Below are 26,383 nucleotides of genomic sequence, written 5' to 3' on the forward strand. Positions count from 1 at the left end.
TCCAGGGGCTGAAGGTGTTGGCGCGGTGGTGGGCGCGGCAGAGTCGGGCCAGGTTGCTGGACCCTGGTCTCGCCACCGGAGTCGTACGGAACCACGTGGTCGCGGTCGGTGCGGCGGCGGTTGCCGTGGGGGAACACGCACCGCTGGTCGCGGAGGTCGACCTGCTCGGCCAGCCGTGGCGAGGGCGTGTAGCCGGCGGAGGTGAGGTCGGCGGTGAGGTCGATGACGGGCTTGATGGTGACCTGGGTGCCGGGGTGGCGGCACCAGGTGGCGAGCTGCTCGGTGGTGATGGTGGTGCCGGTGGTCTCGACGACGTCGGAGTCCGAGCGCAGGTGCGCGTACACGGTGACACCGCGCCCCGAGGGCATCTCGAGGTCCAGCGCAAGCTGGGCGCGGGCGATCTCCCCGACGGCGAGGGCGCGGCGGGCGTCCCAGGACTCGGACGACCCCAGTGCACCGAGCTGGGCCGCCACCGAGGCACCCGCGGTGTCGAGGTCGACCGCGTCGGCCAGGTCCAGGGGCCCGGTGACCTCGACCGTGCCGTCGATCGAACGCACGTGGTCGAGGTGGACGTCGAAGCGCAGCTCGAGCGAGATGCCGACGTACACCGCGCACGAGTCGGGGGACCGCCCGAGGACGCAGGCCAGGTCGTGGGTGTCGAACTCGCTGACCCACGGACACCCCGGCCCGCCGAGCTGCAGCCCCGAGTCATGGAGTGGAGCGACGCCTCGGCCTCGGACACCTCATGGGCCGTGCACCAGTCGAGCACCGCCACCAGCTCCGCCACCTCCATCTGACGCTTGCCACGGCAAGCGTCAGGGACCGCGGCGAGGGCCGGGTCGAGGAGGCGGCTGCTGGTCACGTCGTCAGACCAGAGGCGACCGCCGACAGTTCTCGTCGGTGTGTTCGATCGACCTCAGAGGCTCTTCAGCCCGGAGACGAACGAGAAGTCCATCTCGTCCTTGTACGCCGACAGCTCGATCCCGGCCTTGCTCGCGGTGACCTCGGGCCCGACCTGCCAGCCGACGTCCTTGATCGAACCGGTGGCGCCGTCGACGGTGATGTAGACGCCGGACTTGAACGAGCCCTCGAGGGGTCCGCCCCCGATCTTGGCCTTGCTGCCGCCCATCAAGGTGACGGTGCCGGCCCGGTAGTCGGCCGACAGCTCGGCGAAGGCGTAGAGGAACGGGAGCACCTCGACCGAGGCCTCACCGGAGACCTTCTCGCAGTTGACCTTCATCTCGTACACGCCCTCGAAGTCGGCCTTGTAGCTGATGCGGGCCAGGTCGGGCGGGCACGGCCCGGCGGAGGCCGGGTCGGTCGCGGCGGGGATCGGGAGGAGGTCCGCGGGCAGCGGGGCGACGCAGTAGGCCTCGAAGGACGCGGCCGAGGTCGACCACCGCAGCGCCTCGCCGGCCATCATCACGTGCAGGTCGCGCTCGAGCTGGGCGATGTGGAGCACCACCACGGCGTGGGCCGCGGGCTCGGCGAGGTTGGCGGCGACCGAGCTGCGCACCAGCGACAGGTCGCGCAGCTGGTCGTCGGCCGCGGCCTGGAGGCGCACCATCTGGGCGACCCAGCGGCGGTGGGAGGCGGCGAGCGCCGGCCGGCAGTGGTCGTTGACGTACTGCATCTCGCACCCACCGGGCGCACCGGCACAGGCGACCTGGGAGTCCCGGACGATGGTCCCGAAGGTGCCCTCGAAGCCGCCGCCCCAGAACTCGTCCCAGATCACGTCCAGCTGCGACCGCTCGTGCTCGACCCGCTGCTCGAGGCGCGCGGCGTCCGGGGTGGAGATGGTCTGCCCCAGCTCGATCAACGACGCGCGCCGGACGCGCTCGGCCAGGGAAGAGTCGGCGTCGACCTCGTCGAGGCGGGCCAGCGCGGCGTCCAGGGCGGCCTCGGAGGCCCGCAGCTCCTCGGTGTAGGTCGCCGTCACGCCGTGGTAGGTGCCGTGCATGGCGACGGCCTGCGCCGGGCTCTGGGCCAGCGGCAGGACGCGGACGTCGGTGGCCCGCCCGGCGCGCAGGTCGACGTGCGCGGCCGGGTCGACCTCGGTGGGCACCTGGTCGGGCGTGGACGTCTCGTGGGTGCGCACGCGGGAGCGCTGGACCAGCCGCTCGGCCCGGGCGGTGCTGCCGGCGCAGGCCTCGACGGTGGCCAGGCCGGTGTCCGCCTCGGTCAGCATCGGCGCCGCGGCGCGGACGGCGGTGAACCAGCGCCGGGCCTCCTCGAGCCGGCCGGTCATCACGAGCGCCTGGCCGCGCACGGTGGCCGCGACCACCGGGACCGGTACGCCCAGCGCGGGGGTGCGGGCGGTGCGGCCCACGGCGGCGTCGAGGAGCGCGATGGCCTCGTTGGGCAGGCCCAGCGTGGTGGCGAGGGCGGCGGCGTTGACGAGGTGGGTCGCGATGGTCGGTTCCAGCTCCGCGGCCCGCAGCAGCGCCGCGAGCGCCAGCCCGGGCACGCCCTCGGCGACCCCGGTGGCCGCGAGCTCCTGCAGCGCCAGCGGGTCGGCGTACGCCGGGGAGGTGCTCAGCCGACGTACGCCGTCGGGCGCGTCGCGCTGCAGCCGGGCGCGGATCGCGGCCACGGCGGCGACGAGGTCGACCGGCCGCACCGGGTGCACCTGGGCGCAGTCGGCCTTCATCTGCTGCACCACCAGGCCCGCCGGGACCAGGCGGGGGCTGGTGGCGGCGAAGCCGTCGATCGTGGTGTCGCCGGGGTCCATCGTCGGCAGGGTCGGCGGGGTCGGCCCGGGCTGCGGGGCCGGCGGCGTCGACCGGGGGACGACGGTGACCGCTCCGACCACCCGGCAGTTGTCGGCCTCGCGGCGCTCCCGGACCTGACGACGCGCGTCGGCGCACGCCCGCACCCGGTAGGCACCGGCGGGCACGGCCGGCACCCTGACGGCCAGGGACGCCGTCTGGCTGGCCCGTCGACCGAGCGCGGGCGCCGCCGGCGCCCCGAGGCGGACCGTGCGGCTCGCCCCGACGAGGTCGACGTGGGTGACCGTGCTGCGCGCGCGGGCCGAGCCGGTGTTGCGGACGGTGACGGTCATCCGCAGCGGGGCGCCGACCGTCGCCGTGCGCGAGGAGACCGTCCCGCTGCTGACCACCAGGTCGGGCTTGGCGCGGGCCGCGGCGGCCGGGTCGGCCACACCGGTGGCGAGGGTGCCGAGCAGCAGTGCCCCGGCGCCGAGCAGGACGGACAGGCGGGAGGAGGTCGTCACGCCGAGCAGACTGCGGGAGGGCGCTTGCAGTCCGATTGCCGCGCGCTCGCAGCGGCCCCTGGCGCGCGGGGCTCAGCCCAGGCGCAGCTGCCGCGGCTCGGCCCAGTCCCAGAGCATCGCGCGGGGCTCGACGAGCCGGTCGAGGCGCCGGGCCTCGGGCATCACGAGGAGGACGCGGGCCGAGCCGAAGCAGGCCGTGGGCACGGAGAGCCGCACGACCCTCCGGGCGTGGTCGACCCCGTGCCGCGGGTCGCAGGAGCGGAGGTCGCCGTCGGTGTGGTCGCGGCCGCGAGGGTGGGCACGGGTGACCGCGACGCCGACCTCGCCCATCCGGAGCTCGCCGGCCTCCTCGTCGACCCAGTGGACGTAGAGGTCGACCACGGCCGGCCGCCCGCCCCGGCGGAGCTCGCGGAACGACAGGCGCGTCTGCACCCGGGACCCGACGACCCGGGTCCGGGCCGAGACGAGGTCGATGTCGGCGCGAGCGACCTCGGTCGGGTTGGGGTCGTCGAGGCCGTCGTACCGGTGGACGTCGCCCACCGGGTCGCTCGTCGGCGCGCCCACACCCCCGGCGAGGGCCGCGCCTGCGGGCGTCCACGCGAGGGCGACGAGCGTGAGGAGGGCGGCGAGGGCACGGCGGGGCATGGCCGGAGCGTAGGTGCCCCCGCCCCGCGACGGACCGGTTCGCGGGCACTCCGTGTGCCACCCTCGTCGGGTCGTGGGGAGGGGGAGCGATGGACGGTCGACGTGGACCGGGCGACCTGCCCGACGACGTGCTCGACGTCCTCGACGCCGTCGCTCGGGCGGCCGGGGCGCAGGTCTCGCCGGTCGGCCGCCTGCCGGGCGGGGCCAACGCCGGGGTCACGCGGCTGCGGGTCGCCGGCGCGCCCGACGCGGTCGTCAAGGTCGAGCCGCGGCTCCGGGCGGACCACCTCGACGACCTGCGACGGGCCCGTCGGGTCGTCGAGCACGTGCGGGCCCGCGGCTACCCCACGCCGGCCTGGCTCGCGGTCGGCCAGACGGACACCTCGGTGTGGCACGTGGTGGAGCACGTCGACGCGGCACCCGCGCCGGCGCTGACCGCACCCCTGGTCGAGCAGCTGCTCGCCGCGGTCGAGCTGCAGGCCGGGCAGGCCACGGAGGACCACGACCACGCGGCGTACGCCGAGCAGGTGGTCGCCCGGCTGGTCGGGCAGCGCGGGCCGCTCGACACCGGCCCGCACGCGGCGGTGGTGGCGCCGCTCGTCGCGCGGCTGCGGTCGGCAGCGCGCCGCGTGAGGGGGGCGCCGCCGTCGACGGACGTGGTCCACGCCGACCTCAACCCCGGCAACGTCCTGGTCCGCGACGGTGTCGTGGTGGCCCTGGTCGACATCGCCAACGCGGGCCGGGGCACCCGGGCGACCGACCTCGTGACGCTGCACTGGCACGCCGACGGCCCCGGGCTCGACGCCGTCCGGCGGCGGCTCGCGGCCAGGGTCCTCGACCTCGTCGGGCCCGACGCGGCGACGACGCTCGTGGTCACGCAGGTCGTGCTGCGGCTGGAGTGGCGTCTCGGGCTCGGCGAGCCCGGCGCCGTCCGGGCGGCCGTCGAGCGCGGCCACCGCGCGCTCGACGACCTCGGCTGACCCGGCGGCCCGGTCTCAGGCGGGCCACTCCTTGGCGACCAGCGTCAGCACGTCGTACGTCGCCACGGGGTCGCCGGCGGCGTTGGCGACGAGGGCGTCCCAGCGCACCTCGCCGTAGTCGGCGGACGTGCGCGGGGTGATCTGCTTGACCGTCAGCGTGACCGCGATGGTGTCGTCGGCCTTGACGGGCGTCAGGAACCGCAGCGAGTCGACCCCGAAGTTGGCCAGCACCGGACCCGGGTCGGGGTCGACGAAGAGGCCGGCGGCGAGGGAGACCACGAGGTAGCCGTGGGCGACGATGCCGCCGAAGAGCGGGTTCTGCGCAGCGGCCTCGGGGTCGGTGTGGGCGTAGAACGTGTCGCCGGTGAACTCCGCGAAGTGGTCGATGTCGGCCCGGCTCACCGTCCGCGGCGCGGAGGTGATGGTGTCGCCGACCCGCAGGTCGGCGAGGGACTTGCGGAAGGGGTGCACCCCGTCCTCGGTGCGCCGGGAGCCGGTCGTCCAGCGCCCGGTGATCGCGGTGAGCATGTCGGGGGAGGCCTGGACCGCTGTGCGCTGCAGGTGGTGCAGGACGCCCCGGATGCCGCCGAGCTCCTCGCCGCCCCCGGCGCGGCCGGGACCGCCGTGGACCAGCACGGGCAGGGGCGAGCCGTGGCCGCCGGCCGCGGCCGCCTCGGCGGCGTCGTCGCGGTTGAGGACCACGATGCGGCCGTGCCACGGGGCCAGGCCGAGCACGACCTCGCGGGCCACGGCCGGGTCGTGGGTGACGACGGAGCCAGCGAGCGACCCGCGACCGCGGGCGGCGAGGCGCACCGCGTCGGCCACGGAGTCGTAGGCCACCAGCGTGCTGACCGGGCCGAAGGCCTCCACGTCGTGCGGCTCGACCGCACCGTCGTGCGCGCGCAGCAGGACGGGGGAGATGAAGGCGCCGCGGTCGGCGTCGGCGTCGACGACGTCCACGTGGTCGGGGTCGCCGAAGACGAGGTCGGCCGAGGCGCGCAGCGACTGCACGGCCTTGCGGACCTCCTCGCGCTGGTCGAGCGAGACCAGCGCGCCCATCCGCACCTCCTCCGAGCGCGGGTCGCCCACGGTGACGGAGGCGAGCCGGGCGGCGATGGCGTCGGCGACGGTGTCCTGCATCGCGCGCGGCACGATGACGCGGCGGATGGCGGTGCACTTCTGGCCGGCCTTGACCGTCATCTCGGTGACGACGCCCTTGACGAAGACGTCGAGCTCCGGGTCGTCGGCGGTCACGTCGGGGCCGAGGATCGAGCAGTTGAGCGAGTCGGCCTCGACGGTCAGCTCGACGCCGCCGTGGAGGACGTTGGTGTGGTTGCGCAGCAGCCCGGCGGTGTGGGCCGAGCCGGTGAACGCGACCCGGTCCTGCACGGTCAGCTCGTCGAGCAAGCCCTGGGGAGGCCCGCACAGCAGCTGCAGCGAGCCCTCGGGCAGCAGGCCCGACTCGACGATCCGGCGCACGACGGCCTCGGTGAGGTACGCCGTCTGCTCGGCCGGCTTGACGATGCTCGGCGACCCGGCGAGGAAGGCCGGGGCCAGCTTCTCCAGGAAGCCCCAGACGGGGAAGTTGAACGCGTTGACCTGCACCGCGACGCCCGGTCGCGAGGTCCAGACGTGCTGGGCGACGAAGGTGCCGGCCCTGCCGAGCGGCTCGAGGCCACCGTCGACGTGCACGGTGTCGTTGGGCAGCTCCCGGGTGCCCTTGCTCGCGATCGAGAACACCGTGCCGATGCCGCCGTCGATGTCGACGCCCGAGTCGCGCCGGGTGGCACCGGTGCGGAAGGACAGCTCGTAGAGCTCGTCCTTGACCGCCAGCAGGTCCTTGGCCATCGCCTTGAGCAGGCCGGCGCGCTCGTGGAAGGTCAGCGCGCGCAGCGCCGGACCGCCGACGTCCTTGGCGTGGGCGACCATCGCACCCAGGTCGAGGCCGGTCGAGCTCAGCCGTGCGACCTCCTCGCCCGTCACGGCGTCCAGGAGGGGGGCGCCCTCGTCGTCGGCGCGGAACCAGCGTCCGGCTGCGTAGCTCTCGAGCAGGGTCACGATCTCTCCCGGGTGTCGTCGGCGGTCGTCGTCGATCGGTGCTTGCGCGTCGGCTCGACTCGTGTGAAGGTATTACAGACCGCTCGGTCAGTAAAGCCTTTGGAGGACCCGTGACCGCCACTCATCACGAGACGCACGACGAGCCGCAGGCCGTCTTCGACGCCACCATCGAGCGCGGCGACCGCATCGAGCCCCGCGACTGGATGCCGGAGGGCTACCGCAAGACGCTGGTGCGCCAGATCGCCCAGCACGCCCACTCCGAGATCATCGGCATGCAGCCCGAGGGCGGCTGGATCACCCGCGCGCCGTCGCTGCGCCGCAAGGCGATCCTGCTGGCCAAGGTGCAGGACGAGGCCGGGCACGGCCTCTACCTCTACTCCGCCGCCGAGACCCTCGGCGTCTCCCGCCAGGAGCTGACCGAGCTGCTGCTGGCCGGCCGGCAGAAGTACTCCTCGATCTTCAACTACCCGACCCTGTCCTACGCCGACGTCGGCACCATCGGCTGGCTGGTCGACGGCGCCGCGATCTGCAACCAGGTGCCGCTGTGCCGCACGTCCTACGGCCCCTACGGCCGCGCGATGATCCGCATCTGCAAGGAGGAGTCCTTCCACCAGCGCCAGGGCTACGAGCTGTTGAGCACGATGATGCGCGGCACCGACGAGCAGCGAGCCATGGTGCAGGAGTCGGTCGACCGGTTCTGGTGGCCGGCGCTGATGATGTTCGGTCCGCCCGACGCCGACAGCCCCAACACCGCCCAGTCGATGGCCTGGGGCGTCAAGCGCAACACCAACGACGACCTGCGGCAGCGGTTCGTCGACATGAGCGTGCCGCAGGCCGAGGCCCTCGGCGTGACGTTCCCCGACCCCGAGCTGCGCTGGAACGACGAGCGCGGCCACTACGACTTCGGCACGCCCGACTGGGACGAGTTCATGCAGGTCGTCCAGGGCAACGGGCCCTGCAACGCCCAGCGCATCGCGCACCGCCGCCGGGCCCACGACGACGGCGCCTGGGTGCGCGAGGCCGCGCTCGCCTTCGCCGACAAGCAGGCGGCGGCCGTGGGCGAGGGCCGATGAGCGAGCTGACCGCCGAGGGCGGCCACGGCGCCGTACCCCTCAAGGACGTGCCCGCCGACAAGGGCGGCGCGACGACGCAGCGCGAGTGGCCGCTGTACGAGGTGTTCGTGCGCGGCAAGCGCGGCCTCAACCACGTGCACGTCGGCTCCCTGCACGCCGCCGACGACGAGATGGCGGTGCGGCACGCGCGCGACGTCTACACGCGCCGCAACGAGGGCGTCTCGATCTGGGTGGTGCGCGCCGACGCGATCACCGCCTCCAGCCCCGACGAGAAGGACCCGCTGTTCGCGCCGAGCGGCGACAAGGTCTACCGGCACCCCACGTTCTACGACATCCCCGCCGACGTCCCCCACATGTGAGAGGAGGCCTCGATGAGCCACGGCACCCCTGACCCCAACGCCGCCACCGGCAGCGTGTACGACGGCCTGCTCGAGCACCACGACGTGGTCGGCGACGACTCGGCGTGGGCGTTCGGCACCGACTTCGAGGACCCGCTCGCCGGGGTCGACACCACCGTCCCCGACGGCGTCGACGCGGCCGAGCTGGCGGCGTACTGCCTGATGCTCGGCGACGACGCCCTCGTCATGTCGCACCGCCTCAGCGAGTGGGCGAGCAACGCGCCCGACCTCGAGGAGGACATCGCGCTGGCCAACACCGCGCTCGACCTGCTCGGCCAGGCCCGGCTGCTGCTGGCCCGCGCCGCCGCCGCCGACCCCTCGGTCGTGCCGGCGCTCCCCGAGGGCTCACCGGTGCCGGCCGAGGACGCGCTGGCCTTCTTCCGCGAGGCGGGTGACTTCCGCAACGTGCGGCTGGCCGAGGTGCCGGTCGGCGACTTCGCCCACACCGTCGTGCGGCTGCTCCTCTTCTCCACCGCCCGCCTGGCCGTGCTGGCCCGGCTGCGCGAGAGCCGCGACCCGGTGCTGGCCGCCATCGCGGCCAAGGGCGTCAAGGAGCTGACCTACCACCGCGACCACGCCGGCCGCTGGTTCCTCACCCTGGCCCAGGGCACCGACGAGTCCCGCCGCCGGCTGCTGGCCGCGCTCGACGAGGTCTGGCCCCTGCACGCCGAGCTGGTGAGCGCCCACCCGACCGAGACCGCGGTCGCGGCCGCCGGGGTCGGGGTCGACCCGTCCGAGGTCGCCGCCGAGGTCGACGTGGTGCTCGAGCAGGTGCTGGCCGTCAGCGGCGTGGACCGTCCCGAGAAGGGCGCGCTGGCCGGCGTCCGCGGCCGCACCGGCCGCCACGGCCTGCACACCGAGCACCTGTCCCGGATGCTCGCCGAGATGCAGGTCGTCGCTCGGGCGCACCCGGAGGGGCTGTGGTGACCACGCTGGCCCCGGCCCGCGACGTGGCCGCCGAGGTCACCGACCCGGAGATGCCGATGCTGACGCTCGAGGACCTCGGCGTCCTGCGCGACGTGCGCGAGCACGCCGACGACCCGCGCCGGGTCACGGTGACCATCACGCCGACCTACTCCGGCTGCCCGGCCATGGCCACCATGCGCGACGACCTCGTGCGCCGGCTGCGCGAGGCTGGCTACGACCCGACCGTCGAGGTCAGCCTGAGCCCGGCCTGGTCCAGCGACTGGATCACCGAGCGCGGCCGGCAGGCGCTGCGCGACCACGGCCTCTCGGCCCCCGGGCCCGCCGGCCCGGCCGCCGGGGGAGTCGGGGGAGTCGGGGGAGCCGGACCGGTGCCGCTGACCCTGCTGCCCGTGCGGCGCGCGATCACCTGCCCGCACTGCGGGTCGGCCGCCACCGCGGTGACCTCGGAGTTCGGGGCCACGGCGTGCAAGGCGCTCTACCGCTGCACCGACTGCCTCGAGCCGTTCGAGCACGTGAAGGAGATCTGAGGTGTCCAGCTCCGCCCGGGCCGACTTCCACGCCCTGCGCGTGCGCGAGGTCGAGCCCCTGACCGACGACGCGGCCGCGGTGACCTTCGAGGTGCCCGACGACCTGGCCGCGGAGTTCGCGTTCGTGCCCGGTCAGTCGCTGACCCTGCGCAAGGTCGTCGACGGCGTCGAGCACCGCCGCCAGTACTCCATCAGCGCCCCCGCCGGCGGCCCGCCCCGCGTCGGCGTCCGGGAGATCCCCGACGGCCTGTTCAGCCGGTGGCTCGTCCGCGACGTCCGACCCGGCGACACCGTCGAGGTGCAGGTGCCCGGCGGCCGGTTCTGCCCCGACCCCGCGGTGCTCGAGGGGGGCCGCCACCTGTGCGTGGCCGCCGGCTCGGGCATCACGCCGATGCTCTCGGTGGCCTCCAGCGTGCTGGCCGCCGGCGGCCACGTGACCCTGCTCTACGGCAACCGCACCAGCGGGTCGGTGATGTTCGCCGAGGAGCTGGCCGACCTGAAGAACCGCTTCGGCCCGCAGCTGCAGCTGGTCCACGTGCTCAGCCGCGAGCCCCGCGACGTCGAGCTCTTCTCGGGCCGCCTCGACGCCGACCGGCTGCACCGGCTGCTCACCACGGTCGCCCCCGCGGCGTCGTACGACCACGTGTGGCTGTGCGGGCCCCACGCCATGATCGAGGACGCCCGCACCGTGCTGGCCGACCTCGGCGTGCCCGCCGAGGCGGTCCACTTCGAGCTGTTCTTCGTCGATGCGCCGCCGCCCGAGCTGCACCGGGTCGAGGCCGAGCCGAGCGGCGAGACCGTCGAGGTCACCGTGGTGCTCGACGGCCTCACCGCCACCGCCCCGCTGCCGGTCGAGCAGACCGTCCTCGACGGCGCGGCCGTGATGCGCTCCGACCTGCCGTTCGCGTGCAAGGGCGGCGTGTGCGGCACCTGCCGGGCCAAGGTCACCGAGGGTGAGGTCGACATGCGCCGCAACTACGCGCTCGAGTCCGCCGAGGTCGAGGCCGGGTTCGTGCTGACCTGCCAGTCCTTCCCGCTCGGCGAGCGCGTGACCGTCGACTTCGACGCATGAGCGGGGTCGCCCGGCCGTCCGTGCGGGTCGAGGAGCACGACGACCGGGTCGTGCTCACCCTCGACCGGCCCGAGGTCCGCAACGCCATCGACCAGCAGATGGTCGACGAGCTGCACGCCGCCTGCGCGCTGCTCGAGGCCGAGCCCCGCGTCGCCCTGCTGCGCGGTGCCGGCGGGGTGTTCGCCGCCGGCGCCGACATCGCCCAGCTGCGCGAGCGCCGCCGTGACGACGCCCTGCGCGGCATCAACTCCGGGCTCTTCGACCGCGTCCGCCGCCTGCCCATGCCCACGATCGCCCTGGTCGAGGGCCACGCCCTCGGCGGCGGCGCCGAGCTGGCCTACGCCTGCGACTTCCGGGTCGGTGCGCCGACCACCCGGCTCGGCAACCCCGAGACCGGCCTCGGCATCCTCGCCGCGGCCGGCGCCGCCTGGCGGCTGGCCGAGCTGGTCGGCGAGCCGCTGGCCAAGGAGCTGCTGCTCACCGGCCGCGTCCTGGACGCCCAGGAGGCACGCTCGGTGCGGCTGCTGCACGAGGTCGTCGACGGCGGCGCCGACCACGCCGACCTCGCCGAGGCGCTGCTGGCCGCCGGCCACCGGTGGGCCGATCGGATCACCCGGCAGGCGCCGCTGGCCACCCGCCTGACCAAGGCCGTCTTCCACGCCCCCCGCGAGGCGCACCCGTTCGTCGACGACCTGGCCCAGGCCGTGCTGTTCGAGACCGAGGACAAGCGGGAGCGGATGACCGCCTTCCTGGAGCGGAGGACCCGATGAGCGAGCCCACCCTGCCCACCCTGCCCACCCTGCCCACCCGCGTCGGCGTGTACGGCGGCGGCCGCATGGGCGCCGGCATCGCCCACGCCTTCCTGGCCGCGGGGTCATCGGCGACGGTCGTCGAGGTCGACGGGGCCGCCGCGACCGCCGCCCGCGACCGCGTCGTCGGCACGCTGACCGTGGCCCGCGACCGCGGCAAGCTCGACGGCGACCTCGACGAGGTCGTGGCCCGGCTCGACGTCACCCACGACCCGGCTGCGCTGGCCGGGGCGGAGCTCGTGGTCGAGGCCGTGCCCGAGGACCCCGCCCTCAAGGCGTCGGTGCTGGCGCGCGTCGAGGCCGTGGCGCCCGACGCGGTGCTGGCCACCAACACCTCCTCGCTGTCGGTCGACGGCCTGGCCACCGCCGTACGCGCTCCCGAGCGCCTCGTCGGGCTGCACTTCTTCAACCCGGTCCCGGCCAGCGCCCTGGTGGAGGTGGTCGTCGGCTCGGCCACCGACCCCGCGCTGGTCACCCGCGCCCAGGCCTGGGTCGCCGCCCTCGGCAAGACCGCGATCACCGTGCGCGACTCGCCGGGCTTCGCCTCCAGCCGCCTCGGCGTCGCCATCGCCCTGGAGGCCATGCGGATGGTCGAGGAGGGCGTCGCCTCCGCCGAGGACATCGACACCGCCATGACGCTCGGCTACAAGCATCCCGTCGGGCCGCTGCGCACCACCGACGTCGTCGGCCTCGACGTGCGCCTGGCCATCGCCGAGCACCTCGCCCGTGAGGTCGGACCGCGGTTCGAGCCGCCGCAGGTGCTGCGCGACCACGTCGCCGCGGGCCGCCTCGGCCGCAAGACCGGGCAGGGGTTCTTCGCGTGGTGAGCGCGCCGGACCCGCTCGAGACCTCCCGGCGCATGTGGGCCGTCGACCCCGCCTCGCGGTCGCTCGGCATGGAGCTGGTCGACCTCGGTGCCGGCACCGCGACGGTGGCCATGACCGTGCGCGACGACATGGTCAACGGCTACGCGATCGCCCACGGCGGTCTGGTCGCCACCCTGGCCGACACCGCCTTCGCCATGGCCTGCAACTCCCGCGGCCGCACCACCGTGGCCTCCGGGTTCGACGTCACCTTCCTCGAGGCCGGCCGCGCCGGCGACCGCCTCGTCGCCCGGGCTCGCGAGACCGCGCTGCGCGGCCGCTCCGGCCTGTACGACGTCACCGTCACCCGCGAGGCCGACGGCGTCGTCGTCGCCGAGCTGCGCGGTCGCAGCCGCGCCGTCGACCGCGCCTGACCGGCCGACCCACCCCCGCCGTACCCCGCCCCGTCGTACAGGAGAGACCCGTGCTCGACCTCAGCCCCCGCCCCGGTGACCTCGAGCCCATCGAGACCGCCTCGCTCGACGAGCTCCGCTCCCTCCAGCTCGACCGGCTGCAGTGGTCGGTGCGCCACGCCTACGACCACGTGCCGCACTACCGTCAGGCCCTCGACGCCGCGGGCGTGCATCCCGACGACGTCAAGGACCTCGCCGACCTGGCCAAGCTCCCCTTCACGACCAAGGCCGACCTGCGGGAGAACTACCCGTTCGGGATGTTCGCCGTCCCGCGTGAGCAGGTGTCGCGGGTGCACGCGTCGTCGGGCACGACCGGCAAGCCGACCGTCGTCGGCTACACGCGGGCCGACCTCGACACCTGGGCCACCGTGGTCGCCCGCAGCATCCGGGCCGCGGGCGGGCGCGCCGGTCACGTGCTGCACAACGCCTACGGCTACGGCCTCTTCACCGGCGGCCTCGGCGCCCACTACGGCGCCGAGAAGCTCGGCTGCACCGTCGTCCCGGTCTCCGGTGGCATGACCGAGCGCCAGGTCCAGCTCATCGGCGACTTCCGGCCCGACATCATCATGGTGACGCCGTCGTACATGCTCTCGGTGGTCGACGAGATGGAGCGGCAGGGCATCGACCCGCGCTCGACCTCGCTCGAGGTCGGCATCTTCGGGGCCGAGCCGTGGACCAACGACATGCGCCGCGAGATGGAGGAGCGGCTCGACATGCACGCCGTCGACATCTACGGCCTCTCGGAGGTGATCGGGCCCGGGGTCGCCAGCGAGTGCGTGGAGACCAAGGACGGCCTGCACGTCTGGGAGGACCACTTCTACCCCGAGGTCGTCGACCCGGTCACCGGCGAGGTGCTGCCCGACGGCGAGGAGGGCGAGCTGGTGCTCACCTCGCTGACCAAGGAGGCCATGCCGGTGCTGCGCTACCGCACCCGTGACCTCACCCGGCTGCAGCCCGGCACCGCCCGCACGATGCGGCGGATGGAGAAGGTCACCGGCCGCACCGACGACATGATCATCCTGCGCGGCGTCAACCTGTTCCCGACCCAGGTCGAGGAGCTCGTGCTGACCCTGCCACCGCTCTCGCCGCACTTCCAGTGCATCCTCGAGCGCGAGGGCCACCTCGACTCCCTCACCGTGCTCGTCGAGCGCCGCGAGCACGCCGCCGCCGACGCCGGTGACGCGGCCGGCGCCGAGCTGCGCCGCCTGGTCAAGGCCTCCATCGGCGTCAGCGTCGGCGTCGACGTCGTCGCCCCCGGCACCGTCGAGCGGTCGGTCGGCAAGATGCGCCGCATCGTCGACCGGCGACCGGTGCGCTGAGCGGTCGCCGACCCGAGGTCTTCGTCACGCCCAGGACCACTGGCGGCTCGACGGCACGGTGACGGCGCGCCGCCAGCTCCACCCTCGATCCACGTCCGGGCCACGCGCCGGTCACAGCGGCTCCACACGTGCGGTGCGTGGCGCTCGACGCGGTTGCCGCTCGTCGAGGCCAGGCGGGCCGCAGAGTCCTAGGATCGTCGCGCCATGCCTGACCAGCACCTGCCGCCGTTGCCGGCCTCCGACCTCGGCCGCGAGCTCGGCACGTCGTTCGACCGCTACGCGCGGCTCGTGTGCCAGCTGCTGGGCGTGCCGGTCGCCCTGGCCACGGTCGTCGAGCCGGACCGGCAGGTGTTCTGCGGCCAGGTCGGCCTGGCCGAGCCGTGGGCGAGCCGCGGCGAGACCCCGCTCAGCCACAGCTTCTGCCAGTACGTCGTCGACGACGGGGCACCGCTGGTGATCACCGACGCGCGCGTCGACGAGCGGCTGCGGACCAACCTGGCGATCCAGGACCTCGGTGTCATCGCGTACGCCGGCCACCCGCTCACCGACCACACCGGTGCCGTCATCGGGTCGCTGTGCGCGATCGACACCGTGCCGCGGCGCTGGAGCACCGAGGAGCTCGACCGGCTCGCCGACCTGGCCGAGGCGTGCTCGGCCGAGATCGCCCAGCGCGGTCTGTCCCTCCTCGCGCGCGATGCGTGGTCCCGCGCCGACGAGAGCGACCGGCAGGCGCGGGTGCTGCTCGCCCTGAGCCACTCCCTGTCCGAGACGCGCACGCTCACCGACGTGGCCCGCGCGGTCGAGACGGTCTCGCGGGACCACTGGGGCAGCGACAAGGCGGCCATGTGGGTGCGGGCAGCGGGCGACGACCCGCAGGCCGACCCGGAGGGAGCGACGACGCGGTACCTGCTCCTCGCGGCCGCCGACGCCGTGAGCTGGGAGCTCGCCCGCGAGCACGCCCGGTTCGACACCACCGCGGACAACCCGATCGGGGCGGTCTACGCCAGCGGCGAGCCGCTGTTCTCCACCACCCGCGCCGACCACGACGACCGCTACCCACGCTTCCGCGGCGTCGGCACCGCCCAGGCCCGCGCCTACGTGCCCCTGCGCCACGGCGGCCAGGTGCTCGGCGTCCTCGTCCTGGCGTGGGAGGGCGAGCAGGCCTTCGACCGCGACGTGCGCGACACGCTCGCCGCGATGGCGCTCTACACCGCCCAGGCGGTCGCGCAGGCGCGGCTCCTCGACGAGCGGGCCCTCGTCGCGACCACCCTGCAGGAGGCGATGCTCACGCCCCTGCCCCGGATCGACGGCCTCGCCCTGGCCGCCCGCTACCGGCCCGCGGCGCTGCGCGAGCGCGTCGGCGGCGACTGGTACGACGCCGTCGCGCTGCCCAGCGGCGGCACGGCGCTCGTCATCGGCGACGTCGTGGGCCACGACATCGCGGCCGCGGCCACGATGGGCGCGCTGCGGACCACCCTGCGCACCCTGGGCCACGTCACCGAGCCGGGGCGTCCGGCCGAGGTCGTCGAGCGGTTCGAGGCGGTGGTCGGCGACCTCCTGCCCGAGGCGATGTGCACCCTGCTCTACGCCCAGGCACACCGCGTGGCTGACGGTGTCGACGGTGTCGACGGTGTCGACGGTGTCGGTGTGGCTGGTACTGCTGGTGCTGCTGGTGGTGGTGGCGGCGCGCTGACGGTGCGGTGGTCCAACGCGGGCCACCCGCTGCCCCTCCTGCTGCACGCCGACGGCACGACCTCCTGGCCCGTCGACGAGCACGACTCGATCATCGGCATGGTCCGCACCGCGCCCCGGCGCGACGCCGTCTTGACCCTCCCGCCGGGGTCGACGCTGCTGCTGTTCACCGACGGCCTGGTCGAACGCCGCGGCGCCGTGCTCGACGACGGCATGACCGCGCTCGCCGACGCCGTGGCCCGGCACGCCGACCTCGCCCACCGCGACCTCGGCGCCCTTCTCGACGCCGTGCTCGCCGACCTCCTGCCGCCCCGGCACGGCGACGACGTCGCCGTCATCGCCGCGAGGTGCGCGACCGCCTGACCGACTCGTGGCCTGGACGTCGGCGGTCGCATCCCCCGCTTCCCGTCCGGGGACCTCGTGGCCTTCCGGCCGATCTGGCGACCGCCCGACCCGGGTCCCCGCACGGGCAACCCGATGTCGTGTGGGACCGCGGCCGGCGCGTCTGCGACCGGCAGCCCGATGGGCGGCGCGAGGGGCAACGGGCGCGTCAGTGTGCGCGGTCCGTCGAGGACAGCAGGCGTCAGTCCTTGACCGATGGGTCCGTCCGGCAGATCGGACGTGACGACTGCCCCGCGCACCGGTGGTGGGCGGGGTGTGGGGCTCGGTGGTCAGGGTTCGGCGGAGCGGTCGACGGTGTACCTCGCGCCGGCGGGGGAGTGCCACTCGAACACGCCGGGTCTGAGTTGCTGTAGGTCCAGGGGCTGTGGGTCTTGGCGCGGTGGTGGGCTCGGCAGAGCCGGGCGAGGTTGGATGAGCGGGTCTGGCCGCCGGAGTCGTGGGGCTGGATGTGGTCGCGGTCGGTGCGGCGTCGGTTGCAGTGGGGGAAGACGCAGCGCTGGTCGCGGAGGTCGACCTGCTCGGCCAGACGTGGTGAGGGCGTGTAGCCGGAGGAAGTGAGGTCGGCGGTGAGGTCGATGACGCGCTTGATGTGGACGTCGGCGGCCAGCCAGGCCGCGACCTGCTCGGCCAGGGCCTGCGCTGCGGTGGGGTCGCCGCCGGGGAGGTCGACGACCGGTGTGACGGTGACCGTCGTGCCGGGGTGGCGGCACCAGGCGGCGAGCTGCTCGGTGGTGATGGTGGAGCCGGTGGTCTCGACGACGTCGGAGTCCGAGCGCAGGTGCGCGTAGACAGTCACCCCGCGACCGGTGGTGGTCTCGAGGTCAAGGGCCAGCTGGGCGCGGGCGATCTCGCCGACGGCGAGGGCGCGGCGGGCGTCCCACGACTCATGGCACCCCAGCTCGCCGAGCTGGGCCGCCACACCGGCAACGGCGGTGTCGAGGTCGACCGCGTCGGCCAGGTCGAGGGTCCCGGTGACCTCGACGGTGCCGTCGATCGATCGGACGTGGTCGAGGTGGACGTCGAACCGCCGGTGCTCCAACGCCGCCAGACGCCGGCGCTCCACCTCCTCGGGGCCGTGGGTGGCGAGGGCGGAGGCGACGGTGCGGTCGACCTGGGCGAAGGTGCACGTGTGCGCGGTCGGGGCGAGCGCTCGGTCGACCTCGGCCGCACCCGCGGGCGGGAGCTGCTGGGTCTGCTCGGCGATCCGGAACGCCTTCCACACCGGCACCTGCAGCGCGACGACCCGGGCCCACAAGCGGGGGAGGCGGTGGCGCAGCTCGAGCGCGTTGCCGACGTACACCGCGCACGAGTCGGGCGAGCGGCCGAGGACGCAGGCCAAGTCGTGGGTGTCGAACTCGCTGACCCACGGACACCCCGGCCCGCCGAGCTGCAGACCGGGCGTCATGGTGTGGACCGACGCCTCGGCCTCCGACACCTCATGAGCCGCGCACCAGTCCAGCACCGCGACCAGGGTCGCGACCTCCTCGCGCAGCATCCGCCCACGCGCGTCGGCCACGGCAGCGAGGGCCGGGTCGAGGAGGCGGCTGCTGCCTCCCGGCTGCGGGGGTCTGGAGACGGGCGCCGGGGCGCCCTCCTCGACCACTGCTGCGAGCCCGCCCGCGCGGGCCTACCGCGGCCGGGCGCCCTCGAGCAGCAGGTCGACGATGCCCTCGACCTCGTCCTCGCGGGGGGCCGAGCCTCGCCAGACGAGGCGGTAGAAGGCGGAAGCCGCCAGCAGGTCGAGCAGGGCCTCCAGGTCGACGTCGGGCCGCACCTCGCCCCGGTCCTGGGCGGCCCGGGCGTGCTCGAGTCCCTCGGCGCGGTCCTGGGCGAGCGAGGCGGCGAAGGCGTCGTCGATGCCGGGGTGGCCGGTGGCCGCGGCCATCAGCTCGGCCGCCTGGCGGCGCAGGGCCGGCTCGGCCTGCATGCCGCGCGCGGTCACCGTGAGGCGGGCGACCATCCACGCCCGCAGCGAGCCCGGCCCGACCTCGACGAGCCGGGCGCCCACCTCTGGACGGGGGCTGATGGTGGCCAGGATGACCTCGTCGACGTCGTCGTACCGGCGGTTGACCGAGGGGAGGCCGACCCCTGCGCGCCTCGCGACGGCCGCGCGGGTCATGCCGGCCCGGCCGACCTCGCCGAGCAGCTCGACGCAGGCGCGCGCGACCTTGTCGTCGATCGAGGGGTCGCGCGGTCGGGCCACGCCTGTTACGTTATTACACGTAACGAAACCGAGGCGTTCGACGCGCCGACGAGAAGGGAGCAGCATGAGCACGCGCTACCAGGGCACGGTCGGCGGTCACCAGGTCGAGCTCGAGTTCGACCGGACCAAGGTCTTCGTCAACGAGGCCCGGCTGCGGGTCGACGGCCAGGAGGTCGACCGCGGCTCGATGGTCTACGGCGACAAGACGCTGCGCACGACGCTGGCCGACGGCACCGAGCTCGAGGCCGTCGTGCACTCCGGCATGGTGGGCGAGCCCAGCCGCCCCCAGGTCCGCACCGCCGAGGGCAGCTGGACCGACCTCACCGAGGTCTGAGCTCCACGGCGCACTCGGCGCTCCAGGCGGCGAGCAGCGGCATCGCCCGGGCGGTGGGGGAGTCGGGCTCGACGGTGTAGACGACCAGCCGCTGCTCCGGGTCGTGCGGCCCGACCAGCGCCTCGATGGCGAAGGACAGCGGGCCTGTCACCGGGTGCACGACCCGCTTGGCCACGGAGGTCCGGTCGGTGACGCCGTGGTCGTCCCACCACCGGGCCACGTCGGGGTCGGCCGCCCGCAGCTCCGCGACCAGGTCGGCCAGCCGCCGGTCGTCGGGGTGGCGACCGACCTCGTAGCGCAGTGCCCCGACCGCGGCGGCGGCGAAGTCGGCCCACGTCGCGATGCGCTCGCGCGCCCGCGGGTCACGCAGCAGCCAGCGCGCGAACACCGTGCCCGGCTGGACCTCCGCCCCCACCACGGCCGGCAGCAGGGCGTTGACCGCGAGCACCTCAGAGCGCCGTCCGAGCACGAGCGCCGGCACGTGGTCGAGCGTCGCGAGCACCCGCAGCAGCCCGGGGTCGGGCCGCTGCGGCGCCTCCCAGGTCGTCGTACGACGACGGGCGGGCGCCGCGAGGTCGCGCAGGTGCCGGGTCTCGACCTCGTCGAGGCGCAGCGCCCGGGCCAGGGCCTCGACCACCTCGTCGGTGACCGTGTGCTGGCGGCCCTGCTCGAGCCGGCTGTAGTGGTCGGCGCTGAGCCCGGCCAACCACGCCAGCTCCTCCTTGCGCAACCCCGGCACCCGCCGTGGACCGGGGAAGGCGTCGATGCCGGCCTGCGCCGGCGTCAGCCGGTCGCGCCGCGACCGCAGGAACGCCCCCAGGGCGGAGCGGTCGGCGGGCACCGGCCCAGCGTACGGACGCCGCGTCCGGCCGACCTGGTCACGCCGTGCCTCGGTTGCCCTCGCCCTGGTGCGACGCCCGGCCGGCCGGTGGACTCGGAGACATGAGCACCCAGTCCTCCTCCCTCGCCGGCCGCACCGCCGTCGTCACCGGCTCCACCAGCGGCATCGGCGCCGCCACCGCGCACGCCCTGGCCGCCCGCGGCGCCCGCGTCGTCGTCACGGGCCGCGACGCCGCCCGCGGGGCCGAGGTCGTCGCGTCCGTCGGCACCCCGGCCTCGGGCGGCTCCGCGGTGTTCGTGCCCGGTGACCTGACCGCCGCGCCCGACAGCCTCCGCGCCCTGGCCGCCGCCTGGACCGACGCCCTCGACGGCCGGGTCGACGTGCTCGTCCACAACGCCGCCCTGTGCCCAGCGGTCGACACCGTCTCGCTCACCGACGCCGACCTCGAGTCGACCTTCGCGGTCAACGTCCGCGCGCCGCACGTGCTCACCGCCGCCCTTGCTCCCGCCATGGCCGAGAGCGGGAGCGGGGCGATCGTGGTCGTCGGGTCGTGGATGGCCGGCCTCGGCCACGCCATCGTCGGGTTCTACGCCGCCACCAAGGCCGCCGAGGCGCAGCTGGCCCGCAGCTGGGCGGCCGAGTACGGCCCGCGCGGCGTCCGCGTCAACACCGTCGCCCCGGGCGCGACCCGCACCCCGATCAACGCCGACGCCGACGCCGTGGTCGCCCAGATGACCGCCGGCACCCCCGCCGGCCGGCCCGGCACGCCCGAGGAGGTCGCCGCGGCGATCGCGTGGGTCGTCTCCGACGAGGCGGCGTACGTGCACGGCGCGCTCATCCCCGTCGACGGTGGCATCACCGCGACCCGCTGACCGGTCCCGCCGCCCCGCTGCTCCTCCCCGCCAGCATCCCCGCCGCCCCGGCGGCCAGCAGCACGAACCCCGCCGCCACGGCCGCGGCGCCCGGCGCGTCGTCGTACGCCGGGGAGAGGGCGAGCCCGAGCACGCCGACGACGGCCAGCACGACGCCGAGCCGGGTGAAGAGCGGTTGGGAGAAGGCGCGGGCGAAGGGCAGGAAGTGCAGGCCGACCGCGACCACGACCCAGGCCCGCACGAGCCCGGCGTGACCGGAGGCGTCGAGCACGCGCGCGCCGGCGAAGATCGCCAGGACCATCAGGACGACGCTCCAGCCGTACAGCCGGACGCCGCGCCGGTCGGGCGGGGGTGGCGGGTCGCTCGGCAGCAGCGCCACGCAGGCCACGACCGCCAGGGCGGCGACGACGCCGAGCACGCGCCACAGCCACGCGGCGGGCAGCTCGCCCGCGCTCAGCAGCACGAAGGCCAGGCCCCCGACCGCACCGACGAGGCTCCCGAGCCGGCGTCCGTCCATCGTGCGATCCCACCACGGGAGCGCCCGTCCGGCGCGTCCCCCGCACGGGTCAGTCGACGTAGAAGTGCTGGTAGTCCGCGTCGGTCCACACGCCGCCCCACGACCAGCCGGCCCGCTCGAACGCGCGGACCACGGGTCCGGCCGTCACCACGCCCCGACCCGGCCGGGCGCCGGCGGAGCGGTCGACGTCGGCGAAGGACCGGCCGGCCGGCGGGAGCACCTGGTCGCCGAGGAGGTAGGGGTTCTGCACCGGGTTGAGGTCGATGGCCCGGCCGTAGGCGTGGTCGGAGAGCGACGAGGAGCCCTCGACCGTGCGGCAGTTGTAGCCGGAGGAGTTGTTGGCGGCCATCGAGCGGTCGTCGTCGCCGCCGTAGGCATCGACCAGCACCATCCGCTCGATGGGGAAGCGCGCGCGGTAGAGGTCGGCGAAGACCCGCACGGCCTGCCGCGCGACGCCGGCGGCGACCACGATGCGGCCGGTGCGGGCCTGCCCGTCGAACCCGACGTGGCTGACGGTCAGGTGCCGCAGGTCGCGCAACGGCACCGGGCACCGGGCGGGGTCGTGGCTGCTGCCCACCATCAGGTCGCGCAGGTAGGGACCGATCCGTCGCACCTGGGAGCGGAACGGCGGCAGGGCGGGCTGGGTGGGCTCGACCGGTGCCGGCGCCGGCGCGGGCCCGCCGTCGGGGGAGGCCGCCGGGGCGAGCGCCGCCAGCCCGGTGCCGGCGCGCAGGCCGCGCCACTCGCGCACGGCGGCGGCGGCCTGGGCGCCGCCGAGCGGACGAGGCGCACCGCCGTCGGGCGGGATGCGGCCGGGCACGAACGAGTCGCGCACGACCGTGCCGTCGGTGACGGTCAGGCGCAGGACGCCGGTCTCGGCCTGGCGGCCGTGGTACCAGTAGAAGTTGCCCAGGCCGTAGGAGACGTAGGTGGCGCCGAGCATCCCGGCGCCCTGGAGCACGTGGGAGTGCGTGCCGACGACGACGTCCGCCCCGGCGGCGGCGAGGTCGCGGGCGAGGATGCGCTGGCCCTGGGTCACCCGGGACGTGCCCTCCTCGCCCCAGTGCAGGTAGACGACGGTGAGGTCGTCGACCTCGGCCGAGGCGCGGACGGCGTTGAGGAGCTGCGTGGTCCACCGGCCGCGTGCGGCCGCGATGCCGGGCCCGGTGCCGGTGCGCGCGGCCCACACCGGCGAGCGGCTCTCGGCGGGGGAGGAGTCGGCGGCCAGGACGGCCACGTCGGTGCCGTCGATCGTCGTGCGGTGGGGGGCGAAGGCCTGCTCGGCGTCGAGGCCGGCGCCCACGACTGCGACCCGGGACCGCTCGGCGGCCGCGAGCCCCTGCTGGAGGCCGTCGACCCCCATGTCGCCGGCGTGGTTGTTGGCCATCGACACCACGTCGACGCCGGAGCGCGCGAGCAGGCTGAGGGTCGCGGGCGGGGTGCGGAACCAGTAGCGGCTGCCCGGGTCCTCCAGCTCCTTGGTCGTCGGCCGTCCGGGCAGCGACAGGGCGCTCTCGAGGTTGACCACGGCGAGGTCGGCGCCGCGGAGCGTGCGCGACATCGGGCCGAGCGTCGAGCCGGAGCGCCGCGGCTCGCGGTCCTGGGCACCCTCGAAGTGCACGTCGCCGGCGAACGCCAGCTCCACCGTCGACCCGGGCGGCGGCCCGCCGCGGTCGGTCGGCAGGGGCACGGTGCCCCCGGGAACCGACGCCTGCCCGGAGCCGGACCCGGAGCCGCCTGCCGCCGGCGCCGCCTGCGACTCGCACCCGGCGGTCGCCAGCCCGGTCAGGCCGGCCAGGACGAGCGCGGCCGCGCGGCGGCGTACGACGGGAGGTCGTCGCGCGGCGGCCCGGGGCATGCCTCGAGTGTGCGTGAGCGGTGGGAGCCCCAGGTCACCCCGACGGCGTCCCTAGTCACCGCTCTCATCCGCCACCACGTACGGCGTCCGGCCGAGCAGCCGGGTGACGACGACGCCGCACACCACCATGGCCAAGGCCACCCCGGCCAGCACCACCAGCTGGAACCGCGCCGCCTCGACCGGGCTCGCGCCCCCGAACAGGGCACCCACGAACGCCCCGGGCAGCGTGACGAGACCGGTCGAGCGGGCCTGGTCGAGGTTGGGCAGCAGCGCCTCCCGCACCGCCTCGCGGCCGATCTCGCGGTGGGCCACCGCCGGCGTCGCCCCGAGGGCCAGCCAGCCCTCGACCTCGTCGCGGCGCCGGCGCACGGAGCGCAGGAAGGTGCGGCCCGACAGCGTGGCCGCGCTCATGGCGTTGCCGATGACGATGCCGGCCACCGCGACGACGTACCGCGCGTCGAGCTCGACCAGGCGCAGCGCCAGCACCAGGCCGAGCGCCACGGCCGCACCGGAGACGACCCCGGCCACCGCGGCCCGGCGACCGTGCCACAGCTCGCGCAGACGCCCCGCCGCGGTCAGCGACGCCGTCGAGGCCATCAGCAGCAGGAACAGCACCACCGTGCCCTCGCGGGCCAGCACGCCCTGCAGGAGCAGCGCGACCACGCCGAGCTGCACCGTGGCGCGCAGGATCGAGGTGACCGGCACCCACCCCAGCCCGACCCGCGCCCACCGGGCCACCACGACGGTCGTGGCCACCACGACGGCCAGGCCGAGGCCGAACGTCGTCAGGTCGGCCGCGGACACCTCGGAACGCTACTGCGGGACGGCGGGCCGGGCCCAACGACACCGCAAGGGTGCCGCAAGGGTGCCGCAAGACACGGCTCCGGGCCGCGCCCGCGGGCTACAGTCGGGCGTCCCCACACCGACCGGCCGGAGCGAGCATGACCACCGCCCTCCACGTCGCCGTCGGTGACGGCCCCCGGCTCCTCGCGGGCCCGGCGGCGATCGACGGGGTGGTCGAGGCGTGGCGCGACCTGGCCGCCCGGGCCCCGCGTCCCAACCCCTTCAACGGACCCGACCTGCTCCGGCCGGCGCTGCGCCACCTCCCCGACGGCGACCGGGTCCGGCTCCTGGTGGTGCCCGACCCCCACGAGGCGGGTGCGCTCGGCCTCGTGCTGCCGGTGCTGCCTCGGGTGCGCCACCGGCGCCTCCCGCGCCGGGCCGCCGTCGGGTGGCAGCACACCCACCACTTCCTCGGCACCCCGCTGCTCGCGCCCGGCTTCGGGGTGTCCCCGTGGCGGGCCGCCCTCGCTGGCCTCGAGCGCGACCTCGACGACACCTGGCTGCTGCTCGGCGACCTCGACGAGACCGTCGCGACCGACGTCGAGCGGGCCGCCGCGGCCGACGGCCGGGCCACGGCCCGGCTCGCCGTCGGCGACCGACCGGTGACCGAGCGGCGCCCCACCGACGACTACCTGCAGCAGCGGCTCTCCGGCAGCCGCCGCAAGGAGCTCCGTCGGGTGCGGCGGCGCCTCGACGAGGCGCTCGGCGGCGGTCTCGAGGTCCTCGACCTGGTGCCCGAGCGTGGCGTCGACGAGGCACTGGCCACCTTCCTGCGCCTGGAGGCGGCCGGGTGGAAGGGCACCGACGGCGGCGCCGTCGCCCGGCACCCCGAGGAGGAGGCCTACTTCGTCGAGGCGTGCCGTGCCCTCGCCGCCCGCGGCGCGCTCCAGGTGCTCGCCCTGCAGGGGCGACGGCCCGAGCCCGCGGCGGTGGCGCTCGACGTGCGCGACGGCGACACGCTCTTCACCGTCAAGACCGCCTTCGACGAGAGCCTCGCCGCCTGGTCGCCCGGCCTGCTGCTCTGGATGGAGGAGGTGCCGCGCTTCCACGCCAGTGGTGCCCGGCTGCTCGACACCTGCGCCGTGCCCGGCCACCCGATGGCGAGCCGCCTGCACGGCGACGCCCGGCCGCTCGTCACCCTCGCCGTCGCCCTGCGCCGCGGCGCCGGCGACCGGGCCGTCCGCTCCGCCCCCGCGCTCCTGCGCGCGCAGGAGCGGGCCCGCGACGTCGTACGCCGCCGCACCGAGACCCCCTGACCCCACCACCGCCCGAGAGGAACACCCGCCATGACCAGCCTGCTCAACCTCGACGCCGAGTCGACCGAGGCCCTGCGCCGCGCCGGCGCCACCGGCGAGCCGCAGGAGGTGCACCACGACCTGCGCTCCCACGAGCTGCTCACCCTCGAGGCGCTCGCCGACCTCGCCGTCTCGCTGCCGGCGGACAGCATCGAGCACAACGTCGGGAAGCTCCCCGACGTCGTCGCCGACGGCAGGGCGCCCCAGCTCGAGGTCGGCCTGCACGACCTCATCACCGGCATCGAGACCAACGGCGCCTGGTGCGTGCTGAAGAACATCGAGCAGGACCCGCGCTACAGCGCGCTCCTCGACGCCTGCCTCGACGACATCGAGGACCTCGTCTCCGGGCCCGGTCAGGCCTACAACCGCGAGGGCTTCGTCTTCCTCTCCGCCCCCGGCTCGATGACGCCCTCCCACATCGACCCCGAGCACAACGTGCTGCTGCAGGTGCAGGGCCAGAAGACGATGCTCACCGGCAGCTGGGTCTCGCCCGAGGCCCGCGCCGTCGAGGCCGAGCGGCTCGTCACCGGCGGCCACCGCAACCTGTCCTTCGACCTCGACGACCCGGTCGAGCACGTCCTCGAGCCCGGCGACGGCATCTACGTGCCGCCCTACACCCAGCACAAGGTCGTCAACGGGCCCGCGCTGTCGATCTCGCTGTCGGTGACGTGGCGCAGCCCCGCGCTGGCCGACGAGGTCAAGGTGCTGCGCGCCAACTCCTACCTGCGCCGCGCCCGGGTCACGCCGTCGGCCCCCGGCACCCGCACCGGCGTCGACAAGGCCAAGGCCGGCGCGATGACCGCTGCCGAGAAGGCCAAGGCTGCCCTCAAGCGCGGCAAGCAGGGCTGAGCACGGCCGCGCCCGGCTCGACCCACGATTGCCGGAGTGGTCTCGAGACAGGCGCCAGGGCGCCTTCCTCGACCACTGTGTGGCCCGGCTCGCCCCATGACGACCGTGAGGCCGGGTCGACCCACGGTCACCGTGCGGCCCGGGTCGACCCACGGTGGTCGAGGAGGGACGGAGTCCGGTCTCGAGACCACCTGACCGCAGCGGCTCGTGTGGTCTCGAGACAGGCGCCAGGGCACCTTCCTCGACCACCGTGTGGCCCGGCTTGCCCGATGACGACCGTGAGGCCGGGTCGACCCACCGTGTGGCCCGGCTCGACCCGTGGTCACCGTGTGGCGCCACCGGGTGGCCGCCACCGCGGGGT

Annotated in this window: 25 protein-coding genes; 16 read left to right on the forward strand and 9 right to left on the reverse strand. The window is 75.2% G+C overall.

The window, feature by feature from the left end:
• The first annotated feature begins 95 nt into the window (after positions 1 to 95).
• Complete coding sequence (locus tag FJQ57_RS00085) at positions 96 to 797, forward strand: hypothetical protein (protein ID WP_139977248.1); 702 nt, start codon at positions 96 to 98, stop codon at positions 795 to 797.
• A 119-nt stretch (positions 798 to 916) separates the two neighbouring features.
• On the opposite strand, the gene FJQ57_RS00090 is transcribed toward FJQ57_RS00085, so the two are convergent.
• Positions 917 to 3,232: a CARDB domain-containing protein gene (locus FJQ57_RS00090; protein WP_139977249.1), complete on the reverse strand. Its 2,316-nt coding sequence runs from the start codon at positions 3,230 to 3,232 to the stop codon at positions 917 to 919.
• Positions 3,233 to 3,304: 72 nt separating this feature from the next.
• Entirely contained in the window at positions 3,305 to 3,877 is a 573-nt protein-coding gene (locus FJQ57_RS00095) for a hypothetical protein (protein ID WP_139977250.1), read from the reverse strand.
• Positions 3,878 to 3,966: 89 nt separating this feature from the next.
• Between FJQ57_RS00095 and FJQ57_RS00100 the strand changes: the two genes are divergently transcribed.
• Positions 3,967 to 4,857: a phosphotransferase gene (locus FJQ57_RS00100; protein WP_139977251.1), complete on the forward strand. Its 891-nt coding sequence runs from the start codon at positions 3,967 to 3,969 to the stop codon at positions 4,855 to 4,857.
• Positions 4,858 to 4,872: 15 nt separating this feature from the next.
• Here FJQ57_RS00100 and paaZ read toward each other — a convergent pair whose 3' ends face one another.
• Entirely contained in the window at positions 4,873 to 6,915 is a 2,043-nt protein-coding gene (gene paaZ / locus FJQ57_RS00105; RefSeq protein WP_211348694.1) for a phenylacetic acid degradation bifunctional protein PaaZ, read from the reverse strand.
• A 110-nt stretch (positions 6,916 to 7,025) separates the two neighbouring features.
• Between paaZ and paaA the strand changes: the two genes are divergently transcribed.
• The 10 genes from paaA to FJQ57_RS00155 all read left to right on the forward strand — a co-directional run bounded on the left by paaA (position 7,026) and on the right by FJQ57_RS00155 (position 16,371).
• On the forward strand, positions 7,026 to 7,988 hold the full coding sequence (gene paaA, locus FJQ57_RS00110) for a 1,2-phenylacetyl-CoA epoxidase subunit PaaA (protein WP_139977253.1): 963 nt from the start codon (positions 7,026 to 7,028) through the stop codon (positions 7,986 to 7,988).
• Complete coding sequence (paaB, locus tag FJQ57_RS00115; protein ID WP_139977254.1) at positions 7,985 to 8,347, forward strand: 1,2-phenylacetyl-CoA epoxidase subunit PaaB; 363 nt, start codon at positions 7,985 to 7,987, stop codon at positions 8,345 to 8,347. Before paaA ends, paaB begins: the two co-directional genes overlap by 4 nt.
• Before the next feature lie 12 nt (positions 8,348 to 8,359).
• On the forward strand, positions 8,360 to 9,313 hold the full coding sequence (gene paaC, locus FJQ57_RS00120) for a 1,2-phenylacetyl-CoA epoxidase subunit PaaC (RefSeq protein ID WP_139977255.1): 954 nt from the start codon (positions 8,360 to 8,362) through the stop codon (positions 9,311 to 9,313).
• Complete coding sequence (gene paaD / locus FJQ57_RS00125) at positions 9,310 to 9,840, forward strand: 1,2-phenylacetyl-CoA epoxidase subunit PaaD (protein ID WP_139977256.1); 531 nt, start codon at positions 9,310 to 9,312, stop codon at positions 9,838 to 9,840. The genes paaC and paaD overlap by 4 nt, the downstream gene beginning before the upstream one ends.
• A 1-nt stretch (position 9,841) precedes the next feature.
• On the forward strand, positions 9,842 to 10,912 hold the full coding sequence (gene paaE / locus FJQ57_RS00130) for a 1,2-phenylacetyl-CoA epoxidase subunit PaaE (protein ID WP_139977257.1): 1,071 nt from the start codon (positions 9,842 to 9,844) through the stop codon (positions 10,910 to 10,912).
• Positions 10,909 to 11,682 carry an enoyl-CoA hydratase/isomerase family protein gene (locus tag FJQ57_RS00135; RefSeq protein WP_139977258.1) on the forward strand — a complete coding sequence of 258 codons (774 nt, stop codon included), beginning with the start codon at positions 10,909 to 10,911 and terminating at the stop codon, positions 11,680 to 11,682. The genes paaE and FJQ57_RS00135 overlap by 4 nt, the downstream gene beginning before the upstream one ends.
• A complete protein-coding gene (locus FJQ57_RS00140) occupies positions 11,679 to 12,548 on the forward strand; it encodes a 3-hydroxyacyl-CoA dehydrogenase family protein (RefSeq protein ID WP_139977259.1) in 870 nt (289 codons plus the stop codon). The genes FJQ57_RS00135 and FJQ57_RS00140 overlap by 4 nt, the downstream gene beginning before the upstream one ends.
• On the forward strand, positions 12,542 to 12,958 hold the full coding sequence (gene paaI, locus FJQ57_RS00145) for a hydroxyphenylacetyl-CoA thioesterase PaaI (protein ID WP_246081514.1): 417 nt from the start codon (positions 12,542 to 12,544) through the stop codon (positions 12,956 to 12,958). Before FJQ57_RS00140 ends, paaI begins: the two co-directional genes overlap by 7 nt.
• A gap of 50 nt (positions 12,959 to 13,008) precedes the next feature.
• Entirely contained in the window at positions 13,009 to 14,316 is a 1,308-nt protein-coding gene (gene paaK / locus FJQ57_RS00150) for a phenylacetate--CoA ligase PaaK (protein WP_139977260.1), read from the forward strand.
• Between the two features lie 204 nt (positions 14,317 to 14,520).
• Positions 14,521 to 16,371, forward strand: a complete 1,851-nt coding sequence (locus tag FJQ57_RS00155; protein ID WP_139977261.1) for a GAF domain-containing SpoIIE family protein phosphatase — start codon at positions 14,521 to 14,523, stop codon at positions 16,369 to 16,371.
• A 220-nt stretch (positions 16,372 to 16,591) separates the two neighbouring features.
• Here the strand turns inward: FJQ57_RS00155 and FJQ57_RS00160 are convergent, their stop codons facing one another.
• Together FJQ57_RS00160 and FJQ57_RS00165 are read right to left on the reverse strand one after the other, a co-directional pair.
• The gene (locus FJQ57_RS00160; protein WP_139977262.1) at positions 16,592 to 17,926 is read right to left on the reverse strand and encodes an HNH endonuclease; all 1,335 of its coding nucleotides are present in this window, start codon (positions 17,924 to 17,926) and stop codon (positions 16,592 to 16,594) included.
• Positions 17,927 to 18,037: 111 nt separating this feature from the next.
• Positions 18,038 to 18,613, reverse strand: coding sequence for a TetR-like C-terminal domain-containing protein (locus FJQ57_RS00165; RefSeq protein ID WP_170219196.1), 576 nt, complete (start codon positions 18,611 to 18,613; stop codon positions 18,038 to 18,040).
• A gap of 64 nt (positions 18,614 to 18,677) precedes the next feature.
• Here FJQ57_RS00165 and FJQ57_RS00170 point away from each other — a divergent pair, with 64 nt between their 5' ends.
• Complete coding sequence (locus FJQ57_RS00170) at positions 18,678 to 18,947, forward strand: hypothetical protein (protein ID WP_139977264.1); 270 nt, start codon at positions 18,678 to 18,680, stop codon at positions 18,945 to 18,947.
• Here FJQ57_RS00170 and FJQ57_RS00175 read toward each other — a convergent pair.
• Positions 18,934 to 19,788, reverse strand: coding sequence for a helix-turn-helix transcriptional regulator (locus FJQ57_RS00175; protein WP_139977265.1), 855 nt, complete (start codon positions 19,786 to 19,788; stop codon positions 18,934 to 18,936). The two genes, FJQ57_RS00170 and FJQ57_RS00175, sit on opposite strands and share 14 nt — an antisense overlap.
• 101 nt (positions 19,789 to 19,889) lie before the next feature.
• Here FJQ57_RS00175 and FJQ57_RS00180 point away from each other — a divergent pair, with 101 nt between their 5' ends.
• The gene (locus FJQ57_RS00180) at positions 19,890 to 20,660 is read left to right on the forward strand and encodes an SDR family NAD(P)-dependent oxidoreductase (protein ID WP_139977266.1); all 771 of its coding nucleotides are present in this window, start codon (positions 19,890 to 19,892) and stop codon (positions 20,658 to 20,660) included.
• Here FJQ57_RS00180 and FJQ57_RS00185 read toward each other — a convergent pair.
• Genes FJQ57_RS00185 through FJQ57_RS00195 form a run of 3 tightly spaced genes read right to left on the reverse strand, consistent with a single transcriptional unit; the run spans position 20,644 to position 23,839 of the window.
• Entirely contained in the window at positions 20,644 to 21,177 is a 534-nt protein-coding gene (locus FJQ57_RS00185; protein WP_139977267.1) for a hypothetical protein, read from the reverse strand. The genes FJQ57_RS00180 and FJQ57_RS00185 overlap by 17 nt on opposite strands.
• Before the next feature lie 49 nt (positions 21,178 to 21,226).
• Complete coding sequence (locus FJQ57_RS00190; RefSeq protein ID WP_139977268.1) at positions 21,227 to 23,035, reverse strand: CapA family protein; 1,809 nt, start codon at positions 23,033 to 23,035, stop codon at positions 21,227 to 21,229.
• Positions 23,036 to 23,086: 51 nt separating this feature from the next.
• Entirely contained in the window at positions 23,087 to 23,839 is a 753-nt protein-coding gene (locus FJQ57_RS00195) for an ABC transporter permease (protein WP_246081515.1), read from the reverse strand.
• A gap of 137 nt (positions 23,840 to 23,976) precedes the next feature.
• On the opposite strand from FJQ57_RS00195, the gene FJQ57_RS00200 reads away from it, so the two are divergent.
• Both FJQ57_RS00200 and FJQ57_RS00205 read left to right on the forward strand, forming a co-directional pair.
• Positions 23,977 to 25,134, forward strand: a complete 1,158-nt coding sequence (locus tag FJQ57_RS00200; RefSeq protein WP_139977269.1) for a GNAT family N-acetyltransferase — start codon at positions 23,977 to 23,979, stop codon at positions 25,132 to 25,134.
• Positions 25,135 to 25,164: 30 nt separating this feature from the next.
• Positions 25,165 to 26,022, forward strand: coding sequence for a JmjC domain-containing protein (locus FJQ57_RS00205; protein ID WP_139977270.1), 858 nt, complete (start codon positions 25,165 to 25,167; stop codon positions 26,020 to 26,022).
• The last annotated feature ends 361 nt before the right edge of the window (positions 26,023 to 26,383 follow it).

It is taken from the genome of Nocardioides litoris, assembly GCF_006346315.1.
In the GTDB taxonomy this organism is placed as follows: domain Bacteria; phylum Actinomycetota; class Actinomycetes; order Propionibacteriales; family Nocardioidaceae; genus Nocardioides; species Nocardioides litoris.